This window comes from Pseudomonas sp. SIMBA_041 (assembly GCF_046535095.1).
In the GTDB taxonomy this organism is placed as follows: domain Bacteria; phylum Pseudomonadota; class Gammaproteobacteria; order Pseudomonadales; family Pseudomonadaceae; genus Aquipseudomonas; species Aquipseudomonas mucoides.
The window spans coordinates 52,323-78,122 of record NZ_JAWRXJ010000003.1 but is presented as its reverse complement, the minus strand read 5'-3'; the positions used below and the strand labels follow the sequence as shown (position 1 = coordinate 78,122).

At 58.8% G+C, this 25,800-nt stretch carries 17 protein-coding genes and 1 pseudogene; 6 read left to right on the top strand and 12 right to left on the bottom strand.

The genetic code is table 11. The features are described 5' to 3' along the window. Positions 1-157: 157 nt before the first annotated feature. Positions 158-2,152, bottom strand: coding sequence for an alpha-1,4-glucan--maltose-1-phosphate maltosyltransferase (locus tag SB725_RS07545; protein WP_027923460.1), 1,995 nt, complete (start codon positions 2,150-2,152; stop codon positions 158-160). Between the two features lie 197 nt (positions 2,153-2,349). Here SB725_RS07545 and SB725_RS07540 point away from each other — a divergent pair, with 197 nt between their 5' ends. Beyond that, positions 2,350-2,514: a hypothetical protein gene (locus SB725_RS07540; RefSeq protein WP_172825905.1), complete on the top strand. Its 165-nt coding sequence runs from the start codon at positions 2,350-2,352 to the stop codon at positions 2,512-2,514. A gap of 10 nt (positions 2,515-2,524) precedes the next feature. Here the strand turns inward: SB725_RS07540 and SB725_RS07535 are convergent, their stop codons facing one another. Next, positions 2,525-3,025, bottom strand: coding sequence for an MgtC/SapB family protein (locus SB725_RS07535; RefSeq protein WP_410921499.1), 501 nt, complete (start codon positions 3,023-3,025; stop codon positions 2,525-2,527). A 121-nt stretch (positions 3,026-3,146) separates the two neighbouring features. Between SB725_RS07535 and SB725_RS07530 the strand changes: the two genes are divergently transcribed. From SB725_RS07530 to mapR, 3 genes are all read left to right on the top strand, one after another. Further along, complete coding sequence (locus SB725_RS07530) at positions 3,147-3,380, top strand: DUF3203 family protein (protein ID WP_027923458.1); 234 nt, start codon at positions 3,147-3,149, stop codon at positions 3,378-3,380. Positions 3,381-3,575: 195 nt separating this feature from the next. Continuing rightward, a complete protein-coding gene (gene ccoG, locus SB725_RS07525; RefSeq protein WP_059180929.1) occupies positions 3,576-5,006 on the top strand; it encodes a cytochrome c oxidase accessory protein CcoG in 1,431 nt (476 codons plus the stop codon). 88 nt (positions 5,007-5,094) lie between these two features. Next, entirely contained in the window at positions 5,095-6,504 is a 1,410-nt protein-coding gene (gene mapR, locus SB725_RS07520) for a GntR family transcriptional regulator MpaR (protein ID WP_027923456.1), read from the top strand. A gap of 130 nt (positions 6,505-6,634) precedes the next feature. On the opposite strand, the gene SB725_RS07515 is transcribed toward mapR, so the two are convergent. From SB725_RS07515 to SB725_RS07470, 10 genes are all read right to left on the bottom strand, one after another. Further along, a complete protein-coding gene (locus SB725_RS07515) occupies positions 6,635-7,381 on the bottom strand; it encodes an SDR family oxidoreductase (RefSeq protein ID WP_410921498.1) in 747 nt (248 codons plus the stop codon). Positions 7,382-7,669: 288 nt separating this feature from the next. Continuing rightward, positions 7,670-9,751: a putative bifunctional diguanylate cyclase/phosphodiesterase gene (locus tag SB725_RS07510; RefSeq protein ID WP_410921497.1), complete on the bottom strand. Its 2,082-nt coding sequence runs from the start codon at positions 9,749-9,751 to the stop codon at positions 7,670-7,672. A 153-nt stretch (positions 9,752-9,904) separates the two neighbouring features. Then, positions 9,905-11,386: an efflux transporter outer membrane subunit gene (locus SB725_RS07505; protein ID WP_027923453.1), complete on the bottom strand. Its 1,482-nt coding sequence runs from the start codon at positions 11,384-11,386 to the stop codon at positions 9,905-9,907. Then, positions 11,383-14,490, bottom strand: a complete 3,108-nt coding sequence (locus SB725_RS07500) for an efflux RND transporter permease subunit (RefSeq protein WP_410921496.1) — start codon at positions 14,488-14,490, stop codon at positions 11,383-11,385. Before SB725_RS07500 ends, SB725_RS07505 begins: the two co-directional genes overlap by 4 nt. After that, positions 14,487-17,591 (bottom strand): MdtB/MuxB family multidrug efflux RND transporter permease subunit, encoded by a 3,105-nt coding sequence (locus tag SB725_RS07495; RefSeq protein ID WP_410921495.1) that lies wholly within the window; start codon positions 17,589-17,591, stop codon positions 14,487-14,489. The genes SB725_RS07500 and SB725_RS07495 overlap by 4 nt, the downstream gene beginning before the upstream one ends. Next, positions 17,588-18,904, bottom strand: a complete 1,317-nt coding sequence (locus SB725_RS07490; RefSeq protein WP_059180933.1) for an MdtA/MuxA family multidrug efflux RND transporter periplasmic adaptor subunit — start codon at positions 18,902-18,904, stop codon at positions 17,588-17,590. Before SB725_RS07490 ends, SB725_RS07495 begins: the two co-directional genes overlap by 4 nt. A gap of 179 nt (positions 18,905-19,083) precedes the next feature. Then, on the bottom strand, positions 19,084-19,584 hold the full coding sequence (tpx, locus tag SB725_RS07485) for a thiol peroxidase (protein ID WP_410921494.1): 501 nt from the start codon (positions 19,582-19,584) through the stop codon (positions 19,084-19,086). Between the two features lie 279 nt (positions 19,585-19,863). Next, on the bottom strand, positions 19,864-20,877 hold the full coding sequence (locus tag SB725_RS07480; RefSeq protein ID WP_410921493.1) for a hypothetical protein: 1,014 nt from the start codon (positions 20,875-20,877) through the stop codon (positions 19,864-19,866). A gap of 63 nt (positions 20,878-20,940) precedes the next feature. Beyond that, the gene (locus SB725_RS07475) at positions 20,941-21,558 is read right to left on the bottom strand and encodes a hypothetical protein (RefSeq protein ID WP_410921492.1); all 618 of its coding nucleotides are present in this window, start codon (positions 21,556-21,558) and stop codon (positions 20,941-20,943) included. After that, positions 21,558-24,236 (bottom strand): hypothetical protein, encoded by a 2,679-nt coding sequence (locus SB725_RS07470; RefSeq protein WP_410921491.1) that lies wholly within the window; start codon positions 24,234-24,236, stop codon positions 21,558-21,560. Before SB725_RS07470 ends, SB725_RS07475 begins: the two co-directional genes overlap by 1 nt. 257 nt (positions 24,237-24,493) lie before the next feature. On the opposite strand from SB725_RS07470, the gene SB725_RS07465 reads away from it, so the two are divergent. Together SB725_RS07465 and SB725_RS07460 are read left to right on the top strand one after the other, a co-directional pair. After that, a complete protein-coding gene (locus tag SB725_RS07465) occupies positions 24,494-24,919 on the top strand; it encodes a YciI family protein (RefSeq protein WP_410921490.1) in 426 nt (141 codons plus the stop codon). A 326-nt stretch (positions 24,920-25,245) separates the two neighbouring features. Next, positions 25,246-25,798 (top strand): annotated as a pseudogene (locus SB725_RS07460) (hypothetical protein). Positions 25,799-25,800 lie beyond the last annotated feature (2 nt).

Below are 25,800 nucleotides of genomic sequence, written 5' to 3'. Positions count from 1 at the left end.
TTGAAACTCCTGTTGAAATCGAAAAAGCCGCTGAGCCCAAACACAATGATTACCTGCGGGAGCGAGCCTGCTCGCGAAGAGGCCGGTACATCCGATCCATCTTTGGCGATTGGATCACCGCTTTCGCGAGCAGGCTCGCTCCCACAGGTTCTGCGTTCTAGACGGTTATTCGCCAAATGCCGAACGGCTGATACGCCGGGTCGATACGCATGAACTGGTACTTGCCATACCAGGTCCAGCGATGCCCGTTCATCAAGTCTTCGCCCTGGGTGATGGCGTCGTCAGGCAAACCCATTTCCCACAGCGGCAATTCGAAATTCGCTTCCTGGACGTTATGCGGATCGAGACTGACCGCCACCAGAATGAAGTTGCTGCCGTCCGCGCTGCGCTTGCCGAAATACAGAATGTTGTCGTTCCACGCGTTGTAGACCTTCAGGCCCAGGTGCGTATGCAATGCCGGGTTCTGCCGGCGGATGCGGTTGAGCTGCGCGATCTCGGCAATGATGTTGCCCGGCGCATTGAAGTCCCTTGGGCGAATTTCGTACTTCTCGGAGTCCAGGTATTCCTCTTTGCCCGGGATCGGCGCCGATTCACACAGTTCAAAACCCGAGTACATGCCCCACAGGCCAGAGCCCATGGTCGCCAGCGCCGCACGGATCAGAAAACCGGCACGCCCGGACTCGTGCAAAAAGAACGGGTTGATGTCCGGCGTGTTGACGAAGAAATTCGGCCGGTAGCATTCGCGCCACGGCGATTCATTGAGCTCGGTGAAATACGTCGCCAGCTCATGCTTGGTGTTGCGCCAGGTGAAATAGGTGTAGCTCTGCGAGTAACCGACCTTGCCCAGCCGCGCCATCATCGCCGGGGTGGTAAAGGCTTCCGCGAGAAAAATCACCTCGGGGTACAACGCGCGTACATCGGCGATCAGCCATTGCCAGAACGGCAGCGGCTTGGTGTGCGGGTTGTCGACGCGAAAGATCTTAACGCCCTCCTCGACCCAGCCGACCACGATGTCGCGCAATTCGACCCACAGACTGGGAATCGCCTCGGCCGCATAGAAATCGACGTTGACGATGTCCTGGTATTTCTTCGGCGGGTTTTCGGCGTATTTGATGGTGCCGTCCGGCCGCCAGTTGAACCAGCCCGGGTGCTGCTGCAGCCAGGGGTGGTCCTGTGAGCACTGAATGGCAAAATCGAGGGCGATTTCCAGTCCGTAGTCCGCCGCCGTGGCTACCAGTCGACGGAAGTCTTCGCGGGTCCCCAGTTCTGAATGAATCGCCTCGTGCCCGCCCTCTTCGCCACCAATCGCATAGGGGCTGCCGGGGTCGTCGGGGCCGGCGGTCAGGGAATTGTTCGGGCCTTTGCGATAACTGCGGCCGATCGGGTGGATCGGCGGAAAGTACAGGACGTCGAAGCCCATGTCCTGAATCATCGGCAACCGCGAGTGCACATCATTGAAGGTGCCATGACGGGCCGGATCGTCGGTGATCGAGCGCGGAAACAACTCATACCAACTGGCGAACTGCGCCAGTTCCCGTTCGACATCCAGCGGGAACTCGGGGCTGAGGCTGAGATAAGCACGATGGTCGGCCTGGGCCATCAGGTCGGCGCTACGTTGGTGCAGAAACAGCGCCACCTGCTCGTTTTCGAGCAGGCCGGACAATTCGTGGTGCAGCGCCGCCAGTTGTTCGCTCAACTCGCCGTCGCTACGTTCGGCCGCCAGGTGGACCTGCGTGCGCCCTTCCTGCAACTCGAGACTGACCGGGACTCGCGCCGCGTGCTTCTTCCCAAGCTCATAACAGAAGCTGGCGAACTGATCGATCCAGGCTTCGATGCAAAACAGGTAGCGCCCCTCACGCACGACACGGAACTGGCCTTGCCAGCCGTTATTGCCCAGCTCCGCCATGACTGCGCTTTGCCAGACCTCGTCGCCTTCGGCACGCCAGCGCACCCGCACGGCCAGTTTGTCGTGACCGTCGGCAAACACTTTGCTGGTCACCACCACGTCCTGACCGATCACGGCCTTGACGGCGAACTGTCCGCCATCGAGGGTCGGGTGGGTGTTTTCAATCGCGATTCGCGGTAGCAGCAACGCCTGCGACAGCGGCATGTGAGGGTTGTAGTTCAGCTCTGTCGGTTTTTCAGCAGTCATCGAGCATCTCTCCTTTACGCCCCATGGACGCTCTTGTACCGGATGGTCCCTGAATAGATTCACTTAGGTTGGGAGCCACCGGCTTCACTAAAAGTTCAGAGGGATTTGCCTCGGCATTTAAGGGGAATCAAATCCCGCGTCGGGAGGTCAATCCACTTAAGCACGACTTACGCCATGTGCCACTGGAGGCTTGAACAATGAGTATTCCAATCCCTGCCGAAACACCTGATCCGAACATCGACAGCCCGGTGATTCCGCCGACCGAGCCGCAACCCGTGCCCGAGCAAGACCCGCCCGGCACTCAACCGCCACCTCGGGAAGAACCACCGAGCACCCTGCCGCCGGTGATTGTGAAGCCCTGATCATGACAATTTACGGGGTGCGGTCCTTGTCGATCAGGCGCACGATCCTTGGCATCACGCTAAAAATGGTCAATGCCAAAAACGTACTGAACACCGCCGTCGCCTCGCGCCCCAGCCCGGCCGACACTCCGATGGCGGCGGTCATCCACAACCCGGCGGCGGTGGTCAGGCCTTTGACATGACCTTCATCACCCTCGTTGTTTTTCAGGATAGTCCCGGCGCCGAGAAAGCCGATCCCGGCGATGACGCCCTGCACCACACGGCTCATGGCGTCGGCCTGAGCGCCGGACATCTGCGGCACCAGCACAAACAGCGCCGCCCCCAGCGCTACCAGCATGTGGGTGCGCACCCCGGCGGCCTTGCCTTTGTGCTCGCGCTCGAAACCGAGAATTCCACCCAGCACCGCCGCTATCAGCAGGCGCACAGTAATACGCGTCAATTGGGACGCGTCACCGATGTCGGCGAACTCCCCTTGCAGCGTCACCCAAACTTCATGCCACCAGGCGTTCATGCTGTGGTCCTTGTGCGGGTTGTTTGAGGATGGACCGCGCCGACCATTAATCAGTTGCACCGAACGATGGCCGGCGAATGCGCCCTAACGTTTAAGTACCCGCAGAAAAAAGGACAACACCATGACCGTACGCATCGAAAACAAGACCTGCTTCTTTACCACCGAAAACGGCGAGGAAATTCGTTTGGGTCCCGACGTCACCATCATCACTGACTCGGAAAAATCCATGTCAGCGGTGGACCTCAACGACCAGCGTATTTACATCACCGAAGCAGAAGCCGATGCATTGACCGTAGCAGGCGCGGTGGACGGTCGCCGGCATTTGAAGGCCACGGACAGTGATTCGGTGATTTGACTGACACCGATCAACAACCCCGGCGCAGGCTTGGGATAGAGGTCTGCGTCCTGTCAGGGCAGGTGCTTCAAGTTGTCGCACAGGGCGGATCAGCGCTCATCTGATCCGCTTTTTATGGCAACACCTGAGTCTGTTATGCAAACAGATCGACGCTCATAGTGCACTGGCCTGATGGAGGCTGATGAGCGACAGACCATGAGCGATAGAATCCCCGTCCGATTAGTTGAAAGCCCCCCTGCGGTCCAGACGTTTGAGCCTTCGAGACCGAAGATAAAGGCCAAGTCCAGCGACAACCTGATCCACACCCGTAGCTTCACCGGCCTGTTCCGCACCTTGCGATTGAGCGGTGCAGGCTGTCTGTTTCTGCTGTTTTTCGGCACGGTGTGGTTGAACTGGGGTGACCGCCAAGCGGTGCTCTGGGACCTTTCCGAGAGCAAATTTCACATCTTCGGCGCGACCTTCTGGCCGCAGGATTTCATTCTGCTGTCGGCGCTGTTGATCATCGCCGCGTTCGGCCTGTTTGCGATCACCGTGTTCGCCGGTCGGGTCTGGTGCGGCTACACCTGCCCGCAGAGTTCCTGGACCTGGATCTTCATGTGGTGCGAGAAAATCACCGAAGGCGAGCGCAACCAGCGCATCAAGCTGCAAGCCGCGCCATGGGGCCTGAACAAACTGCTGCGGCGTTCCGCCAAGCACACACTGTGGCTGGCGATCAGCCTGCTCACCGGCCTGACCTTCGTCGGCTATTTCACCCCGATCCGGCCGTTGGCCGAAGAGCTGCTGACCTGGCAAATGGGCGGCGTCAGTCTGTTCTGGGTGCTGTTCTTTACCGGCGCCACGTACATCAACGCCGGCTGGCTGCGCGAAGCGGTGTGCATGCACATGTGCCCGTATGCGCGGTTCCAGAGTGTGATGTTCGACAAGGACACCCTGACCATTTCCTATGACGCGGCCCGTGGCGAAAACCGTGGTGCGCGCAAACGTGAAGTGAAACCGGCCGAGGTCGGGCTGGGCGATTGCATCGACTGTCAGTTGTGCGTGCAGGTCTGCCCGACCGGCATCGACATCCGTGATGGCTTGCAGATGGAGTGCATCGGTTGTGCCGCGTGTATCGACGCCTGTGATTCGATCATGGACAAAATGGGCTATGCCCGTGGGCTGATCAGCTACACCTCCGAGCATGAATTGCAGGGAGGCAAGACCCACCTGCTGCGGCCACGGCTGATCGGTTACACGGCGGTGCTGTTGGTGATGATCGGCGCCCTCGCTTTTGCCTTGGTGGAACGGCCGATGGTGTCGCTGGACGTAAGCAAAGACCGTGGGTTGTTCCGTGAAAACAGTCAGGGGCAGATCGAAAACATCTACAGCCTCAAGGTCATCAATAAAACCCAGCTGCGTCAGGACTATCATTTGAGTCTGGTCGATGGCGACGGCTTCCAGCTGCAAGGCAAGACGCAACTGAGCCTGGCGCCGGGCGAGATTGTCGATGTGCCTGTGTCGGTGGCGATGACCACAGAACGGCCGAGCAGCAGTTCGCAGACGATCATATTCAAGATTGAAGACAGCGATGAGCCGGATGTTTATAGCGAAGCCAAGAGCCGGTTTGTTGCGCCGATGAACCGTTGATCCCTTAGACTGCGGTGCCCTGTGGCGAGGGGGCAATCCCCCTCGCCACAACGGTGCACCACATGAATCACTCCAACTCGGGCACTCGATGAAACGCTACGAAAAATTCGCCGACGACATCGCTGAACTGATCCGCTCCGGCGTCCTTGGGCCCGGCCAGCGCGTGCCATCGGTGCGCTACGCCAGCCAGACCTACGGCGTGAGCCCGTCCACGGTATTCCAGGCCTACTACCTGCTCGAACGCCGAGGCCTGATCCGCGCCCGCCCGCGCTCCGGCTACTTCGTCAACGTCCACGCACCGAGCCCGTTCTCGGAGCCGGTGATCAGCAGCCAGGTCAGCGAGTCCACCGAAGTCGACGTCAGCGAACTGGTGTTTTCGGTGCTCGATTCGATCAAGGACCCGAACACCGTCCCGTTCGGTTCTGCCTTTCCCAGCCCGACCCTGTTCCCTTTGCAGCGCCTGTCGCGCTCGCTGGCCAGTGCTTCCCGGGAGATGGACCCGCGCATGGTGGTCACCGACATGTCGCCCGGCAACCCGCAATTGCGTCGGCAAATCGCCCTGCGCTACATGGTCGGCGGGCTGATGCTGCCGATGGAAGAGTTGCTGATCACCAACGGCGCCCTCGAAGCCTTGAACCTGTGCCTGCAAGCGGTCACGGAACCCGGCGACCTGGTGGCCATTGAAGCGCCCGCGTTCTACGCCTGCCTGCAAATACTCGAACGACTGAAACTCAAGGCCGTGGAAATCCCGGTGCATCCTCGGGACGGCATCGACCTCGGGGTACTGGCGCAGACACTGGAGCGTCATCCAATCAAGGTCTGCTGGTGCATGACCAGTTTCCAGAACCCGATGGGCGCGACCATGCCCGAGGCGAAAAAGCAGGAGTTGGTGGAATTGCTGCGCCGCCATCAAGTGCCGCTGATCGAAGACGACGTCTACGCCGAGCTGTATTACGGGCAACAGGCGCCGAAACCGGCCAAGGCGTTTGATACCGAAGGGTGGGTGATGCACTGCGGCTCGTTCGCCAAAAGTCTGGCCCCCGGCTACCGCATCGGTTGGGTCGCGGCCGGGCGTTTTGCGCAGAAGATTGAACGTCTGAAACTCATGACCTCACTCTGCGCTTCGATGCCGGCGCAGGCCGCCATCGCCGATTACCTGCAACACGGCGGTTACGACCGGCATTTGCGTAAATTGCGTTATGCACTGGAAGAACAGCAAAGCGCCATGCTCGCCGCCATCGCCCGCTACTTCCCGGCCCAGACCCGCGTCAGTCAGCCGGCCGGCGGCTACTTCTTGTGGCTGGAATTGCCGCCGCAGATGGATTCGCTGAAATTGTTCCAGATGGCCTTGGCACAAGGCATCAGCATCGCGCCGGGGCCGATCTTTTCGCCGACGCAGCGGTTCAGGAATTGTATTCGGCTGAACTATGGCAGTCCGTGGACCGAGGATTCGGAGAAGGCGATGGAAACACTGGGAAGGATTGTGCGGTCGTTCTGACGTTTTGACGTTGTCTTGACTGTCGCGAGCAAGCTCGCTCGCTCCCACAGTGGATTTTCAGTGTCCACAAAACCTGTGGGAGCCAGCTTGCTCGCGATGAGGCCAGTAAAGGCAATACAAAAGCTATGGATTAACGCCCACCGCCAAGATCAACAAAAGTCCCGGTCGCATAAGAAGCTTTATCGGACAGCAACCACACAATCGCCTCCGCCACTTCATCCGGCCTACCACCGCGAGCCATCGGAATCGCCGACTCAAGCTTGCTGACCCGGTCCGGATCCCCGCTCAGCGCATGGAAGTCGGTGAAGATTAACCCCGGCCGCACGGCGTTGACGCGAATGCCCTCACCCGCCACTTCCTTGGACAGACCAATGGTGAAGCTGTCCAGCGCACCTTTTGACGCGGCGTAATCCACGTACTCGTTGGGCGAGCCCAAACGCGAGGCCACCGACGACACGTTGACGATGCTGCCACCCTGCCCGCCGTGTTTTGGCGACATGCGCAGGATCGCGTGCTTGGCGCAGAGGATCGGCGCCAGGACGTTGGTCTTGAGAATTTTGAGAATGCGGAACTCGGACATTTCGTCGACCCGGGACTTGTGCCCGACGGTGCCGGCGTTGTTCACCAGTGCCGTGACCCGGCCCAGTTCGGCGTCCACGCGGCGGAACATGGCGATCACTTCATCTTCGATGCTGACATCAGCGCGCACCGCAATGGCCTGGGCGCCCAGTGCGCGGACTTGCTCCAGCACACTTTGCGCGGCGGACTCGTCAGACTGGTAGTTGATACAAATCCGATAGCCCTGTTCGGCGGCCAGCAAGGCAGTGGCGGCACCAATGCCGCGGCCGCCACCGGTGACGACGATGACTTTGTCCATGTAAGCGTTCCCCCAATCCAACATAAGCAGTCGGGATCAAGAATAACCGCCATTGCCGGCTTTTGCATGGGCTCACATCAACAGATACGACCAACACCTCCACACCGCCGACTGCCCGCCCCGACCGACCACCCGACCGTAGCAGCTGACGAGCAACGCGAGGCTGCGTCCGGCTGCGCAGCAGTCGTGAACCCTACGCACGCGATCTGTCTGAAACACCGCGCCGCCTGAATTCACGACAGCTTCGCTGCCGGACGCTGCTCGTCAGCCGCTACAGGCCGCACGGGTTCAGGCGGTGGTCAGTTGTTCTGCGCGCAGGATGTCGACCATGAAGCGGTCCGCCGGCAGCGGGTGCCCCAGCAGATAGCCCTGCAACGAATCACATCCCAGCTTGGTCAGGAAGTCTTGCTGCACGCCGGTTTCGACGCCTTCGGCAACGATCCGCAAGCCCAGCGCCTGCCCGAGTGCGACGATCGCGGAGACAATCGCCGCGTCGTCGCTGTCGTGTTCGAGGTCGCGGACGAAACCGCGGTCGATCTTCAACTCATTGGCCGGCAGGCGCTTGAGGTACATCAGGCTCGAATAGCCCGTCCCGAAGTCATCGATGGACAGGTCGACGCCCATGGCCGAGAGTTCCTGCAACACCGTCATGCTCGCATCGGCGTCGCTCATGGCGGTGGTTTCGGTGATTTCCAGGGTCAGTCTATTGGCCGGCAGTTGATGGGCGCTCAGGGCCCTGGCGACGCTTTGAACCAGCCCGGCATGGCAGAACTGCAACGCCGAGAGGTTCACCGCGATCCGCCAGTCGGTGTAGCCCAGCACATACCATTCGCGCATCTGACGGCAGGCTTCGTTGAGCACCCACTCGCCGATCGGAATGATCAATCCGGTTTTTTCCGCCAGGTCGATAAACGTGTCCGGCAGGATCATGCCACGCGTCGGATGCGCCCAACGCAGCAGTGCTTCGGCGCCCACTGGCCGACCATCCATCGCGTCGAACTTGGGCTGGTAATAGAGACTGAACTGTTTCTGTTCGAGCGCATTGCGCAAATCCTGCAGCAATTGCAGCTGCTTGCGCGCATTGCTGTTCATTGAGGCGTCGAAAAAGCTGTAGCCGTTTTTCCCGGCACCCTTGGCGTGATACATCGCAGCGTCAGCGTTCATCAGGAGGTCTTGGGCGGTCTGTCCATTGCCCGGGTACAGCGCGATGCCGACGCTGGCGGAAATCTGCAAGTCATGTTCAGCCACCCGGAACGCGCGAGCAATCAAACCGACCTGACGCGCCGCCAGGCTCAGCGCATCATCCGGCTCGGCAAGCCGCACCAGTAGCACAAACTCATCGCCGCCAATGCGCGCCAACGTGTCCTGACTGCGCAAATCTTCGCGCAAACGCAGGCTGACTTCGCGCAACAACTGATCGCCCATGTGGTGGCCAAAGGCGTCATTGACCGGCTTGAAGCCGTCGAGGTCGATGAACATCAACGCGAAACAACCGCCCTGCTCCTTTACCTTCGACATCGCCTGTTCGATGCGATCGGCCAGCAAGACGCGATTGGGCAAACCGGTCAGAGGGTCGTGCAAAGCCAGTTGCGTCAGTTCGCGGTTGGCTTCGGTGAGCGAACGCGCCAAGTCCGCGGTGCGCGCTTCCAGACGTGCATCCAGCACCGATGTCAGCAAGGCGATGCTCAGCACCGCCAGCGTGGTGATCAGCACCAGATTGTCCAGGCCCTTGCCGTTCAAGCCGCTGACGGCCGCCCCACAGAAACTGCCGTCCGGGAAACGCGCTGCCGCCATGCCGGTGTAGTGCATGCCGACGATGGCGATGCCCATGATCACCGCCGCGCCCGCGCGGATCAGGCCGACGTAAGGCGTGTACTGGCGCAGACGGAAAGCGATCCAGAGTGCCGCGCCGGACGCGCCAACGGCGATCAGCAACGAGGTGCCAAACAATGTCGGATCGTAATCGATGCCCGGTTGCATGCGCATGGCAGCCATGCCGGTGTAGTGCATCGCACTGATCCCGGCGCCCATCGCTAGCGCGCCAAACGCCAGTTGCCAGGCTGGCAACTTCGGCTGACTGACAAGCCAAAGGGCAAATCCGCAAGAGAGAATGGCGGTCAGCAGCGACAGGACGGTGATCGTGAGGTCGTAGCCCAGGTCAATCGGCAAATTGAACGCGAGCATCCCGATGAAGTGCATCGACCACACGCCAATGCCCATGGCAAAGGCACCACCCGCCGTCCACAGATGCACCGCCCGACCTTTGGCCGTGGCGATGCGCCCGGTCAGGTCGAGCGCGGTATAGGACGCAAGAATCGCCACACAGAGCGAAATGATAACCAGGGTGGGTGAATAGCTACCGATCAGCATGAGACTTCTCGCGAGCGCCCGCCGTAGAGCGTCCTTACTCGGGGGGCAAATGCGGGCGATTGTACTGATTGCGCAAAAGAACGCACTGACAAAATAAGCAATTGGCCATCAACCCGATGAAACGCTTGTTTGATGCCCAGCAACCCTACGGGGTTATTTGTTTTCGCTGACCTGCAACGCCCCGTCCCAACCGCCGCCCAGCGCAGCGATCAATTGCACACTGGCAATCAACCGGCTCTGCAAAAGATCCAGCACGTTGCGTTCGTTGTTCAACGCCGTGGCTTGAACCACCACCACATCCAGATAAGCAATCAGACCGGCCTTGTACTGATTCTGGGTCAGGCGCAACGAGATACGCGCGGCCTCCAGCGCTTCCTGGCGCACGCCGGCTTCCTGCTCCAGCACCTTGAGTTGCACCAGGTAGTTTTCCACTTCGCGGAAGCCGTCGAGCACGGTCTGGCGGTACTTGGCCACCGTCTCGTCGTAGGCCGCCTCACTGCGATCGACTTCTGCCGAACGCTGGCCGCCATCAAACAAGGTCATGGCCAGTTGCGGCCCGACCGACCAGAAGCGGTTCGGCACGCTGATCCAGTTGGAATAGGTGCTGCTGCTATACCCGCCGTTCAGGCTCAAGGTGAAATCCGGGTAATACGCGGCCTTGGCAACGCCGATGTTGGCGTTGGCGGCCATCACCGAGCGCTCGGCGGAGGCAATGTCCGGACGGCGCTCCAGCAATTGCGAAGGCAATCCTACCGGCACTTCGGGCAGGGTCGGGATGGTGGTGGTTTCTGCCAGGCTGAACTCGGCGGGAGGCAACCCGATCAACACGGCAATGGCGTTCTCGAACTGGGCACGCTGCCAGATCAGGTCAACCATGTCGGCCTGGGTGCCTTTGAGCTGGGTTTGCGCCTGCGCCACGGAGTCCCGGCCGGAAACGCCAGCGCGGTATTGGTTTTCAGTCATGGTCAGCGAACGTTGATAGGCCTCGACCGTGGCTTCCAGCAAACGTTTCTGTTCGTCGATCACCCGCAATTGCAGGTAGTTCTGCACCAGCTCGGACTGTTGGCTCAGGCGCATCGCGGCCAGGTCGGCAAAGCTTGCCTGGGCATTGGCGGTGTCGGCTTCAAGGCCTCGGCGCAGTTTGCCCCACACGTCTGCTTCCCAACTGACTCCAGCCTGGGCGGTGTAGGTGTCACGAATACCGCTGGAGGAGCTGGTCAGGCTCGAACTGCTGCTGCCGGTGCCCTGGCTGGAGCGGTTTTTGCCGACGGTCAAATCCACTGTCGGAAAAAACGCCCCGCGCGCACTGCGCACCAACGCCTGGGCCTGACGGTATTGGGCCTCGGACTGGGCCACTGTCTGGTTGGAGCGGTTGAGTTGCTCGATCAGGCCGTTGAGCTGCTGATCGCCATACAACTCCCACCAGGCACCGCGCGCCAGGGAGTCGCTCGGACTGGCCTGACGCCAGCCTGCCGCTTCCTTGTATTGCACCGGCGCAGCCGCTGGTGGGCGCTGATAGTCCGGGCCGACAGCACAAGCGCTGAGCATCGCCACGCACAGCGCCAGGCTCAGCAGACGCGAGCCTCGGGCGGCAGCCAGCGGGACAGCCAGATTGATAAGCGAACGGTCAGTCATAGCGGAGTTTCCAGAGCAGCATCGGTACGCACCCCACGCCATTTATTGAAGCGATGGCGCAGTTTGTCGAGATAGAGGTAAACCACCGGGGTGGTGTAAAGGGTCAACACCTGGCTGAAGATCAGCCCGCCAATAATCGTCAAGCCCAGTGGCTGGCGCATTTCCGCCCCTTCGGCCCGGCTCAGCAGCAACGGCACGGCGCCGAGGATCGCCGCCAGGGTGGTCATCAGGATCGGACGCAAACGTTGCAGGCACGCACTGCGAATCGACTCCAACGGTGCCAGGCCTTGATGGCGTTCAAGTTGCAGTGCGAGGTCGATCATCAGAATGGCGTTTTTCTTCACCACGCCGATCAGCAGAAACAGCCCCAGCAACGAGATCAGGCTGAACTCGCCGCCCAGCGCGTAGATCGACAGCAACGCGCCGACCCCGGCTGACGGCAAGGTGGACAGAATGGTCAGCGGATGGATGTAGCTTTCATACAGCACACCCAACACCAGATAAACCGCCAGCAGTGCGCCGAGAATCATCCAGGGCTGGCTCTTCTGGGTGGCGGCGAACGCATCGGCGGTGCCGGCCATTTTCGCGATCACGTCTTCAGGCAAACCGACTTTGGCAATCGCCCGTTCGATGGCAGCGGTGCCCTGCTCGACCGTCACGCCTTCGGCCATGTCGAACGACAGGCTTTCGGAGGCAAACTGACCTTCGTGGCTGACCCGATCGTCTTCCAGGCTGTTTTCGTAGTGAGCGATGGTCGACAACGGAATCCGCGCGCCATCGGCGGTGATCACCTGCACTTGCTTGAGCGTCACCGGGTCCTGGGCGTATTTCGGGTCGACCTCCATCACCACCTGATACTGGTTGAGGCTGTCGTAAATCGTCGAAATCTGCCGCTGGCTGTAGGCGTTGTTCAGTACAGCCGTGACCATGCTCATGTCGACACCCAGGCGCTTGGCCTGATCGCGATCGACGATCAGCGTGACCTGCCGCGCACCGCGACCTTCCCGAGCGTCGATCGCCGTCAATTCCGGCAACGTCTTGAGCGCGGTGACGACTTTCGGGTACCACTCGCGCAATGCCCCCAGATCACCGCTTTGCAGGATGTAGGAGTACTGCGACGAGGTTTGTTCGCGGCCACCGCCAAACTGCAGGTCCTGGTCCGCCATCAACATCAGCTGTGCGCCGGGAACCTTGGGCATTTCCTTGCGCAGGCGCTCGATGACTTTCTGCGCGGAAATGCTGCGTTCCTTGATCGGTTTGAGTCGCACGATCATGACGGCATTGTTGGTGCCGTTCGTGCCGCCGATGAACCCGGCGACGCTTTCCACCGCGTCGTCCTTGAGTACGGCACGGCGGAAGGTTTCCATCTTCGGCTGCATTACGTTGAACGACAGGCCGTCGTCACCGCGCACAAAACCAATCAGTTGACCGGTGTCTTGTTGCGGAAGAAATGTTTTAGGAACAACCACATACAGCGCAATGTTCACGCCAATCGTCACCAACAGGCTGAGCAAGGTCAGTCGACGGTGACGCAATACCCAATCGAGGCTGGTGGCGTATTTGCCGACCATCCATTCGTTGGCGCGCTGGCTCCAGCGCTGCAATCGGTTTTCCTGGCCTGGCGTGTGTGGCTTCAGCCAACGGGCACAGAGCATTGGCGTCAGGGTCAGCGAGACCACCAGCGACACCACGATGGACGCGGCCAGAGTGATGGAAAACTCGCGGAACAGGCTCTCGATGATCCCGCCCATGAACAGGATCGACAGGAACACCGCCACCAGCGAGACGTTCATCGACAGCAAGGTAAACCCGACTTCCTGAGCACCGAGGTACGCGGCCTTCATCGGCGGCACGCCTTCGTCGATGTGCCGGGAGATGTTCTCCAGCACCACGATGGCATCGTCGACCACCAGCCCGGTGGCGAGGATCAGCGCCATCAGCGACAGGTTGTTGAGCGAGAATCCGTAGAGGTACATCACCGCAAAGGTGCCGACCAGCGACACTGGCACCGCCAGCGTCGGGATCAGCGAGGCACGGAAATTACCGAGGAACAGGAACACCACCAGAATCACCAGCGTCACGGCGATCAGCAGGGTCATTTCCGCTTCATGCAGGGTCGCCTTGATCACCGGCGAGCGGTCCATCGCCAGGTTCAGCTTGACGCTGGCCGGCAGTACCGCCTGCAACGCTGGCAGCTGTGCCTTGATTTCATTGACCGTCTCGATGATGTTGGCGCCGGCCTGGCGGTTGATCACCAGCAGCACCGCCGCGTCGTCGTTGAAGAACCCGCTGTTGTAGCGGTCCTCGACGCCGTCGCTGACCTTCGCCACATCCTTGAGGCGCAAGGCTGCACCGCCGTTGTAATGGATGATCAGCGACTCGTAATCCTTGGCTTTTTCCAGTTGATCGTTGGCCTGGACCTGCCATAACCGCTCGCCATCTTCGACCGAGCCCTTCGGCCGGCGCACGTTGGCGTTGGCAATGGTGTTGCGCACATCGTCGAGGGCCACGCCGTACTGGTTGAGGGCTTGCGGTTCGAGCTCGATACGCACCGCGGGCAACGAACTGCCGCCGATCTGTACTTCGCCCACGCCCTGCACCTGCGACAGGCTCTGAGACAGGATGGTCGAGGCCAAATCGTAGAGCTGGCCCTTTTCCAGCACATCCGACGTCAGCGACAGCACCATGATCGGCGCCTGGGAGGGGTTGACCTTCTTGTAGGTCGGCATGCTGCGCATCCCGCTCGGCAGCAGGTTGCGCGAGGCGTTGATCGCCGCTTGCACTTCCCGCGCCGCGCCGTTGATGTCGCGGTCGAGGTCAAATTGCAGGATCACCCGGGTCGAGCCCTGGCTGGAACGGCTGCTCATGGTGTTGACCCCGGCGATGGCGCCGAAGGATCGTTCCAGCGGCGTGGCCACGGTCGAGGCCATGACCTCGGGGCTCGCGCCGGGAAGGCTGGCCTGCACCACGATCACCGGGAAATCCATTTGCGGCAACGGCGATACCGGCAACAGGCCGAAACTCACCCCGCCCAGCAGCATGATCGCCAGGCTCAGCAACATCGTTGCGACCGGGCGCTTGATGAACGGTCCGGACAGGTTCATGGCTGTTCTACCGCTTCCACGGTGTCAGACTTGTGGCCCCAGCGCCGGCCGAGTCGGTCGAAGTACAAATAGATGACAGGCGTGGTGAACAAGGTCAGCACCTGGCTCACCAGCAACCCACCGACCATCACCAGACCCAGCGGCTGACGCAATTCTGCGCCGGAGCCGGTGGCCAGCATCAGCGGCACCGCGCCAAACAACGCTGCCAGCGTCGTCATCAGAATCGGCCGGAAGCGCAGCAACGCGGCTTGATAGATCGCGGTTTCCGGGTCCATGCCCTGATTGCGCTCTGCATCGAGGGCGAAGTCGATCATCATGATCGCGTTCTTTTTCACGATACCGATCAGCAAAATAATGCCGATGATCGCGATCATGCCCAGGTCATTGCCGCTCAGGATCAATGCCAGCAAGGCGCCGACCGCCGCAGACGGCAAGGTCGAGAGAATGGTGATCGGGTGGATATAGCTCTCGTACAGCACGCCGAGCACGATGTACATGGTCACCACCGCGGCCAGAATCAACAGCAAGGTGCTGGACAGCGACGCCTGGAACGCCTCGGCCGCCCCTTGGAACTGGGTCTGCACGCCAATCGGCATGCCGATGTCTTTCTGCACCTGGTCGATGATCTCGACCGCATGCCCCAGCGCCACACCCGGCGCCAGGTTGAACGACATCATCACCGCCGGGAACTGGCCGATGTGGGTGATTGCCAGTTGCGCCTGACGCTCTTCGATGTGCGCCAGGCTGGACAGGCGAACCTGCCCGCCGTCCGTGGTTTTCACGTGAATCTGATTCAGCGCATCCGGACCGATCTTCTCCCCGGACTGCGATTGCAGAACCACGCGGTACTGGCTGGCCTGGGTGTAGATGGTCGAAATCTGCCGCTGACCGAAAGCATCGTAGAGCGCATCGGTAATGTTCGACACCGAGACCCCGACCCGTGAAGCGGCATCGCGGTCAATCACCAGATAGACCTGCAAGCCCTTGTCCTGCAAATCGCTGGCAACGTCGGTCAGTTCTGGCCGGTGGGACAATGCATCGACAAGACGACCGCTCCACAGGGCGAGCAATTCCGAATCCGGGGACGACATGCTGAACTGATATTGCGTGCGGCTGACACGGTCTTCGATGGTCAGGTCCTGCACCGGCTGCATGAACAGGCGGATGCCGACCAGCTTGTCCAGTTGCGGTTGCAGGCGGGCAATCACCTGGGTCGCACTCAGATCACGGTCGCTGTGGGACTTGAGATTGATCAGCAGGCGCCCGCTGTTCAGCGTCGAGTTGTCACCGTCGACACCGATGTAGGACGACAGGCTTTCCACCGCTGGATCGGCGAGGACTACCTTGGCCAGCGCCTGTTGACGTTCGCTCATCGCCGCGAAGGAAATCGACTGCGGCGCCTCGGAAATGCCCTGGATCACCCCCGTGTCCTGCACCGGGAAGAAGCCCTTGGGCACCACCATGTAGAGGAATACGGTCAACGCCAGCGTGCCGATGGCCACCAGCAATGTCAGCGGCTGGTGCTTGAGCACCCACTGCAATTTGCGCCCGTAGGCCGCGATCATCCAGTCAATCGCCGCGCCGCTGGCCCGGTAGAAACGCCCCTGCTCTTCTTCCTTCGGTTCACGCTTGAGCAATCGCGCGCACATCATCGGCGTCAGGGTCAGGGACACGACCAGCGAAATCAGGATCGCCACCGCCAGCGTGATCGCAAACTCGCGGAACAAGCGCCCTACCACGTCGGCCATGAACAGCAGCGGGATCAATACCGCGATCAGCGACAGGGTCAGGGAAATCAGGGTGAAACCGATCTGCTTCGCGCCTTTGAGCGCCGCATTCAACGGAGTGTCCCCTTCTTCGATAAACCTGGAAATGTTCTCCAGCATCACGATCGCATCGTCCACCACAAAACCGGTGGCGATGGTCAGGGCCATCAGGGTCAGGTTATTGACCGAAAACCCGGCGAGGTACATCACGCCGAACGTACCGACCAACGACAGCGGCACGGCAATCGATGGAATGATCGTCGCACTGGCACGGCGCAGAAACAGAAAGGTCACCATCACCACCAAGGCAATGGCGATCAGCAACTCGTGCTGCACGTCTTTGACCGAGGCCCGAATGGTCTGGGTGCGGTCGGTCAGTACCGTGACGTCGAGACCGGCCGGCAGGTTGTCAGTGATGCTCGGCAGTAACGCCTTGATCCGGTCGACCACCTCGATCACGTTGGCACCCGGCTGGCGCTGAATGTTCAGCAGCACGGCCTGGTTTTCATTGGCCCATGCCGCCAGGCGTTCGTTTTCCGCACCGTCGACGATTTCCGCCACGTCCTTGAGCCGCAACGGCGCGCCGTTGGCATAAGCCAGGATCAGGTTGGCGTAGTCCTTGGGCGACGTCAGTTGATCGTTGGCATCGAGCATCGACACCCGGGTCGGGCCGTCGAAGTTGCCCTTGGGCTGGTTGACGTTGGAAGCGCCGATCAGCGTGCGCACGTCCGACAGGTTCAGACCGTTGGCCGCGAGGGCCTCGGGATTGACCTTGATCCGCACCGCCTGACGCTGGCCGCCAGCAATGCTGACCATGCCAACACCGCTGATCTGGGCGATTTTCTGGGCCATGCGCGTGTCGACCAGGTCATTGAGCTTGGGCAACAGCATGGTTTTGGACGTAATGGCCAGGGTCAGCACCGGGGTGTCCGCCGGGTTGACCTTGTTGTACACCGGCGGTGCCGGCAGGTCCTTGGGCAGCAAATTGGTCGCGGCGTTGATCGCGGCTTGCACCTGCTGTTCGGCGACATCCATGTTGATGTCGAGGCTGAACCGCAAGGTCAGCACCGAGGCGCCGCCCGAACTGGTCGACGCCATCTGGGTCAGGCCGGGCATTTGCCCGAACTGACGCTCCAGTGGCGCAGTGACTGCGCTGGTCATGACATCCGGGCTGGCGCCGGGATACAGCGTCATGACGCGGATGGTCGGGTAATCGACCTGGGGCAACGCCGACACCGGCAGCAACCGATAGGCGATCAAACCGGCCAGTACAATGGCCAGCATGCTCAGGGTCGTGGCGACCGGACGAAGGATGAACAGCCGCGAGATGTTCATGCGCCGCCCTTTTTCGCCTTGTCGGCAGCGGCCGGCTCATTGGCGTCCGCCGCCGATTTGCCTTGCAGGTGACCGGTCGGGGTAGCAGGCACGTCCTCGGGGCTATTGACCACTTCGACTTCGCTGCCTTCCTTCAAGCGGTCGGTGCCTTCCAGGACCACACGATCCCCGGGCGCCAGGCCTTCAGTGATCACAGTGTTCGTGCCATCGCTGGCGCCGACTTTCAACTGACGGATCGTGACCTTCTTGTCGCCGTCCAGCGCATAGGCGAAGGTGCCGTTGGTGCCAAACTGAATCGCCGCCGACGGTGCGAGCACCACCCCCTTGAGGGTGTCGGCCAGCAAGTGGACGTTGACGAACTGATTAGGGAACAGGGTCTGATCGCGGTTGTCGTAGCGCGCCTTGAATTTCAGGGTGCCGGTGGTGGTGTCGATCTGGTTGTCCAGGCTTTGCAAGACACCAGTGGCCTGCAGTTTGGTGTCGCTGCGGTCCCAGGCTTCGACGGGCAGTTTGGCGCCGGTGCGATAGCGGGCCAATACCACGTCAAGGTTGTTTTCCGGCAAGGTGAAGGCGACGCTGATCGGTTGGGTCTGGGTGATGATCGCCAGCGCCGTGGTGTCATTGGCGGCGACCAGGTTGCCGACATCAAGCTGACGCAAACCGACACGCCCGGTAATCGGCGCGCGGATCCTGGTGAATTCGAGATTGAGCTTGGCGTCGTTGACCGCCGCCTGATTGGTCTTGACGGTGCCCAGATACTGACCAACCAACGCCTCGGCAGTGTCCAGGGTTTGCTTGGCGATACTGTCTTCCTTGAACAGCCCTCGATAACGCTCGACATCGACCTGAGCGTTTTTCAGTTGCGCCTGGTTCTGCAGCAACGTGCCTTCGGCCTGGAGCAAGGCGTTCTGATACGGACGCGGGTCGATTTCAGCCAGCAAATCGCCGGCCTTGACCATTTGCCCTTCCTCGAACGCCACCTTGGTCAACTCGCCGCCCACACGGCTGCGCACGTTGATGGTGTTTAGCGCAGTCACGGTGCCCAGCGCCTTGTAATACAGCGGGAAGTCACCCTTGACCGCAGGCGCAACGCGCACGGGCACCGGGCCAGTCGCCCCGCCGAACCCTGGGCGCATCCCTCCGGACCTGCCGGTATGACCGGCCACGGCTTTCTGCCCTGCGCCCTCCTTTTGAGCAGCACCGGTGGGCCAGAATTTCCAGCACACGCCAGCGATGACCAACAGGACAAGCAGGCCGAACAGCCAGCGACGAGGACTACGGGAAGCGGAGGATCGCATTGAATAATCAACCATTGGGCGCGTGGGCTTCTTTTACATGAGGCTGAACGATAAGCACTGGCGGCTATTAAGCAAAGCGGCTTTACCGGCAATTTACCTTCGGCTTACGTAACAGGAGATTTATCTAAGGCACTGAAGCACAAATGAAAACGGCCTGGACAGGGCCAGGCCGTTAACAATTGTAATGACGCCGCTTACTTCAGAACGGAAAGTGCCGCTTCGTAGTTCGGTTCTTCAGCGATTTCCTTGACCAACTCGCTGTGAAGCACGTTGTCGTTCTCATCCAGAACCACAACCGCACGAGCGGTCAGGCCTTTGAGCGGACCGTCAGCGATGGCAACACCGTAGTTCTCGATGAACTCGGCACCGCGCAGGGTCGACAGGCTTTGCACGTTTTCCAGGCCTTCGGCGCCGCAGAAGCGTGCCTGGGCGAACGGCAGGTCAGCGGAGATGCACAGTACAACAGTGTTGGCGACATCGTTGGCCTGGGCGTTGAACTTGCGAACCGAAGTAGCGCAGGTCGGGGTGTCGACGCTTGGGAAGATGTTCAGCACTTTGCGCTTGCCGGCGAAGCTCGCCAGGGTCACGTCGGACAGATTGCCGGCAACCAGGGAAAAGGCTGGCGCCTTGGAACCGGCTTGTGGCAGTTGGCCGTTGACTTGAACCGGGTTGCCTTTAAGGGTGACTTGAGCCATGAACGGAGTCCTTCTGAACGTTGATGTGGAAAATTCGACGAGGCAGAAGTTAAGCATGGATTGCGCTGATGGCCTATGGGCGGATAGAAAAAACCAGAAGCCGAAAGGAAATTCTATAAAACGGGACAGCGACAGATCGAGCAATCAGGCATATCACAAGTAGAACTGAAAAGCCTGAAAACACACACTAAAAAAAGGCCTTAATACAAAGGCCTAACTTTTTATTTACACATAAATACATGCCAGCATAGTATAATAGGGCCGCCACCAGTTAAATAGCTAGACAGCTTCCACGTTAACAATGCCGCCGGTTTTTTTCCCGTCAGCAAATTTAAAAACGACTGGAATAACCCCTCTTGGAGCCGAATTTTTCAACCTGATATATCTCTCACTTTTACCCAACCCACCAATTTCCTGAATTACATAGTCACCAATTACAATTATCTGAGGCGCATCGGTATCACTTTCACTAGCTTGATCAGGATACACATCCACCCACTCGGGAATACTATAAAATTTTCCCATCGTGCCATTTTCTTCAGGATCGAGCGGACGCACTGAAATTTTATACTCTTTATGCTTCTCCATCATGATCGGGATAAATTTTCCGTGATCAATCCCATCACTACTGAACGCAGCCCAAGATGGATTAACCTCAAAATAAAGTCTATCCGCAAGCTCTACACCATCTTTAAGAAACCCACCAAATTGACGACCATTATAATCGTGCTGAAATTTAAATATCGTTTGATAAGGGTTATTGTAAATCAAATCAGGCACAAAGCTAATAAAACCATTATGCCCAAGCAACCGCCAACCTTCAAGTTGGTCGTGCTCCACTATCAATGTAACATCCCCCTCATCAGAAGGTACGGAAATCAGAGAACCTCCATAGGCCGCTGCTCTTTCACTCCCATTTGCCAGTCTAACTCTGCAGCTTCTGATCCGACCGACCGAAACATTGACCGGAAGTGTCAAAGCAACTTCACCTCCTTCCATCTTCATTTCCAGATTATTATCACCGACACTATTTCCCGTCATCAATGTCAGTTCCATGACTTTACTTTCCGGACCTGAGGAGGGGGAACTAATAATCTCGATGTCGCTCGGGTCCTGACCGTCCGCACCTACAAGAGCGAAACTGCCCGTAAACGATGGGGCATCCTTTCTCCCGACAAGCTTTAGTTTGTAGCGCTGCCCGCAACGAAGCTCCAGTTTCGGATTTGCAATATCCAGATCATTTCCATTGAGCTGAATAGATTCGACCAAATCACTTGCTAGTTGATTGCTCATTGATATCACCCTTTATAACTACACCATCGATTATTAGACAGACCTGTAGATACCACTCAGACATTACCCTTCTACATCAGCATCCAAAACCATCATCGGAATTGCTACTAAAGCCAAACTTTTAACCGTTAATCCCAGATCAAATCGAGGATTGCCTATGGCACCATTTTTCACCACCCTGATATTCACCTTGGTACCTCCTTCGCTGGGAGACTTAATAGTGAGCCACTCCCCGGCCGATGGGACCAGTTGAACGGAATAGCCGGCAGTCGAAGGAATCGAAAAAGAACATTGCCAGCCGACAAGTACGCTGTCCTCCGTCCGAGGCACAGCGATCAACTCATACATTTTGTTAAGCTGCAGGTTGGCAGGGATTTCTCCATGCTCGATGCCGCCAAACAACACCCTGAGACCTTCACTGCCCGGACGTAAATACTTAAAGTCCCACGGGTTAGTTTCTGCGCTCCCATAGGAAAGACAAAGCCGATGCACTCTATTTGAATCCGAGTGCTCTTTCCCTTGAAAATCAACGACAGTAGAATCTTTTATCTCTACTGAGTTTGGAACTATATCCATTGAAGCGTTCTGCCCGCTGCCCCATTTGAACGTCACTATTCTCCCTTTAATAGGACTATCAGCCTTGGCAGTAAATTTCAGCCGGGCTTTTGGCGACGTGAGCATTATTCCTTCGCATACAAATCGACAGGCGTATCCGGTTGACCATCAACCGCAATGCTAACGGAACTAAGCTCATCGGAAAGGTTTGCCGATAAAACAACAACCGGCTCCATAACCAGCTTCGCATCCTGCCCGTAACCAACTTCCGCAATGAATGTACCGCTTCGGCTAACAGGGCCGGTAAACGCCCATTCATGCACGGTTGTCGGCTGGCCAAATGCAGGCTGGCAAGTCACATCACTCACAGGCAGCGTGCCCCCCGCGTATTTCATCGCCAGAGGTTTACCGGCAATGGGGCTGGTTGCCTTTGGCACCAATGAAAACGTTCCCGGCTGGCCCCGCAACAGCACGACCCCTTGAGCCGGCAGCGGCTGACCGGCAAACAGGAGGTCGGCTTCGTCGCGCAGGTTGGCCGACAGCACGGTGCTGAGCGCGAGGGTGATCAATGTAACGTCGCTCGGACCGGCCACTGTAAAGTGGAAGGTGCCGCTTTTAGTCGCGGGGCCCGTGATGTTCCAGCTATGAGGTTTGATCGCCTGACCCAATGCCGGCACGCATTGGAAGTCCTGTTCGACCAAGCCGGTGCCACTGCCCCATCGCAAGCTCATCGGCAAGTTGGCCACCGGATTGCCCGCTTTCGGCTCCAGGGTCAACGTACGCAGTTTGCCACGGATGAACACTTTGCCCTCGGCCGGGAGGACGGAGCCATCAAGCTTGACGGTCACGTCGTCCTCAAGGTTGCGCGACAACAACATGCAAACTGCCAGTTGCCCCAGCGTCACCCCACCCGGGCCGACCAGTTTCAACTGAAACGTACCGCTCTTGGTGGCGGAACCGGTAATTTGCCAACTATTGAGCTTTGTGGGCAGATCAAGCGCCGGGGTGCATGTCAGATCTGCTTTGACCAATCCCGTGCCGGCGTGCCACTGCAAGCTTTTGGTCAAGTTGGCGAGCGGGCTGCCCGTGTTCGGCACCAGGGTCAGGGTTCTTGCAACGCTTCTGGTGAAAACCACACTGTCCGATAGCTCCACACCGTCGACCAAGAACGCGCCCTCATCGGCGAAGTTCTTCGACAGCAATACACACTCTGGCAATTCAATGGGCGTATTCATGCCCTCGCCAACCAACTCGAACTGGAACGTGCCGCTCTTGTCTGCGGGGCCAGTGATACTCCAGCTGTGGTCTGCGGTATAGGTGTCGAGGGCAGGCTCGCAATTAAATTCTTCGGCCCGCAGCCCTTCCCCTTTGATCCATCGCAACTTCAGAGGTAGACGGCCCAGTGGACTGCCCGATTTGGCAACCACTGTCAGCGTTTGTGCCTCGCTCCTGAAAAAGATCTGCCCTTCTGCCGGGATTTCCAAGCCGCCGATCCGCACATCGGCTTCGTTATTCAGATCAGCCGACAACAAGGCGTTGAGTGCCAGCGTAAGCGGCACGGCAATGCCCTGACACGTGAATATCAGCTGGAAAGTACCACTCTTGTTGGATCCGGTGACGCTCCAGCGATGATCTGGCGTTGAAACGCCAAATCCAGGGCTGGACACCAAGTCTGCTTCATCGAGACCGCTGGTGATCACGCGTGTCAGCGTCACCTCAAGGCCTACTGTTACCGAACTGCTCTCCTTGGAGACTAACGTAATAACACCAGGCCGACCGCGGAAGAAGAAGTTGACGCCCGACGTGACAGGTTTGCCGTCAATCCGGACCTCAACCTCATCAGCGAGATCGCCTGCAAGCAACCGTCCGTCGTGCTCCCAAGGCTGAGCCACTTCCTGGCTATAGACGACTAACTTGACCCGACCACTTTTCTGCTCGTTCGAGGTGACGGTCCATTTGAACTCTCCGGACACTGGATCCGGTTGTTGCCATACAGTGTCTGCAGGCACGGCAACAATGTTCAGCCCTTCGTCATTAATGAGCGCCAGCCTGAGTGTTTTTGCGATTGCGGGCTCAACTTTCACGGTCACTTCGTTCGCTTGCCCGCGATGCAATAGAGCGGGTGAGCGCCACTCTACGCGTTCACCGTTGACTTTAAACTCCGCCTGTTTCCAAGGGCTTTCGGCATACACCTTGATTGGAAAACTATGTTCGACCCACGTGTCGTTATAGGGGTTAAACACCTTGGCCGTAATCGACTGTTCGCCGACCGTTGTGAAGGTGTAACTGAACTTGCTCCAGCCTGAATCGTTAGTGTTAATGCGGCCTGCTGGTTCCCCACCGACGAACCACTGAACCTCGACATCTTTCAGTAGTTTTTGGGTGTAGGCAGACACTACCTGAACCTCGGCGGTGACTTCATCACCGATCAGGGGCGCACCGATCGGATTGCGCCTGCCTAGGAATTCACGCAGGTAATGCCCCAACTTCACCGGAATACTGTAGGGCTTGGCGGTGAACTCAGTCTGTAACCAGCAATCGACAGCGAGTTCTTCGCCGTCGTCCTGGCAATTGATCTTCCACTCACATCCCAGCTCCGAAAACGTCTGGTACTCGCCAGACGCGGGGACGGCCTGGAACGGAAGGGTTTGCCCGGCAGCGGGATTTACGCTGACGCCGTGTCCGACCCACGGACTGCTGGCTTCGCCGACTGCGGTGAGCGTATGCCCGCGTTCGCCTGAAGCCCCGTAACAAAAATAAACGGGAGAAGTTTCGGTAGCTCCGATTTTAAGGTTCGAGGTCATGACGCGTTTCCGATAGCTGAAAGTGGACAAAAAAACTGGCCACTCGACTATCGAGAAAAAAAGCAGCGAAGGGCACTGTCAGAAATGACAGTTAACGAGATCCATTCATAATAAATGTTCGAGAAAGACCGTTGTATTGGAATAAGGGCTTGAGCCGCGTTGTTCCGATGACGGGCAATCTTTGGGAAGTGCTGTCGATTTAAACATCGGCCAATCGACCATGCTGTGAGTCACTCACATCCATTGGAGACAACCCCATGCGATTCATGATCATTGTCAAAGCCAGCCCCGACTCCGAGGCCGGCGTCATGCCCAGCGAAGAACTGTTGACAGCGATGGGCAACTACAACGAAGAACTGGTCAACGCTGGCATCATGATCGAAGGCGAAGGCCTGCACCCCAGCAGTAAAGGCGCGCGCGTGCGCTTTTCAGGCGACAAACGCACCGTCATCGACGGCCCCTTCGCCGAAACCAAGGAGCTGATCGCCGGTTACTGGATCTGGCAGGTGAAGTCGAAACAAGAGGCTATCGACTGGGTCAAGCGATGCCCGAACCCGATGCCTGGCACCGACGCAGAGATCGAGATTCGTCAGGTATTCGAGGCCGAGGATTTTGGTGCCGAGTTCACCCCGGAACTGCGCGAGCAGGAAGAACGGATTCGCGCAGAGGCGAAGAAACGCTGAGCATTACTTAATGTAGGAGTGAGCCTGCTCGCGAGAGCGATTTGCCTGACACAACGCTATCGCGAGCGGGCTCGCTCCCACAGGGTTTCGTTCAACCTCTATTCGAATGCCGGACAAGTTTCGCTTTAACTTATCAGTACAAAAAACAGCGAGATTTTGCACACAATTCGAAAGAAAAAACTCATTGGATTGGCTAAGTTATGGTTAGCTGCTAGCTTCAGATCATTCCTACAGGCTTGACCGGAAAGAGATTACACAACAACGGCCGGGAAGTGCCGAGTCGACCAATGAGCCACCAAGGAACCGGGGGAATCATGTTAGCCGCTATGGAAAAAAACGCTTTGTTGCTGATGGCGGCATGGTTTACGCCTGTCGTTTGTGCGTTCGCCGATAACGCCGACGTAGCCAACAAAAGTAACAACCCGTTGAGTCTGGCCCCTGGCGCCAACCTTCTGGATTACTACACCCCCAAGCGCTACGACACCGACGTCCACACCAACGATGGCTTGCTGCGCGGCACCTTGCCGATCAGCACCCGACCCGACCCGCACAGCGGCTGTAGCACCGGCATCGGCGACCTCAACCTGTTCGACATCTTCATCCCCAAGACCGACGGCGTACAGCCGGGCATCGGCCCGCAAATCACCGCGCCGACCGCTGAGCAGGACGAATTGGGCACAGGCAAGTGGCAAGCAGGCCTGACGGCCGCGGCCCTCGACTCCTCACCTCGCGGCCTGCTGGGCTGGCGGCACGGCGTGCAAATCCGTGACTAATATTCTTAACGCATTCATCGAGCCGCAGTGGACGGTGGAACGCAAAGGCGATGGCTTGCCGCAGTTCACATTGTTCGCCGGGATCAACGTTACGTTCGGTAAATAAGG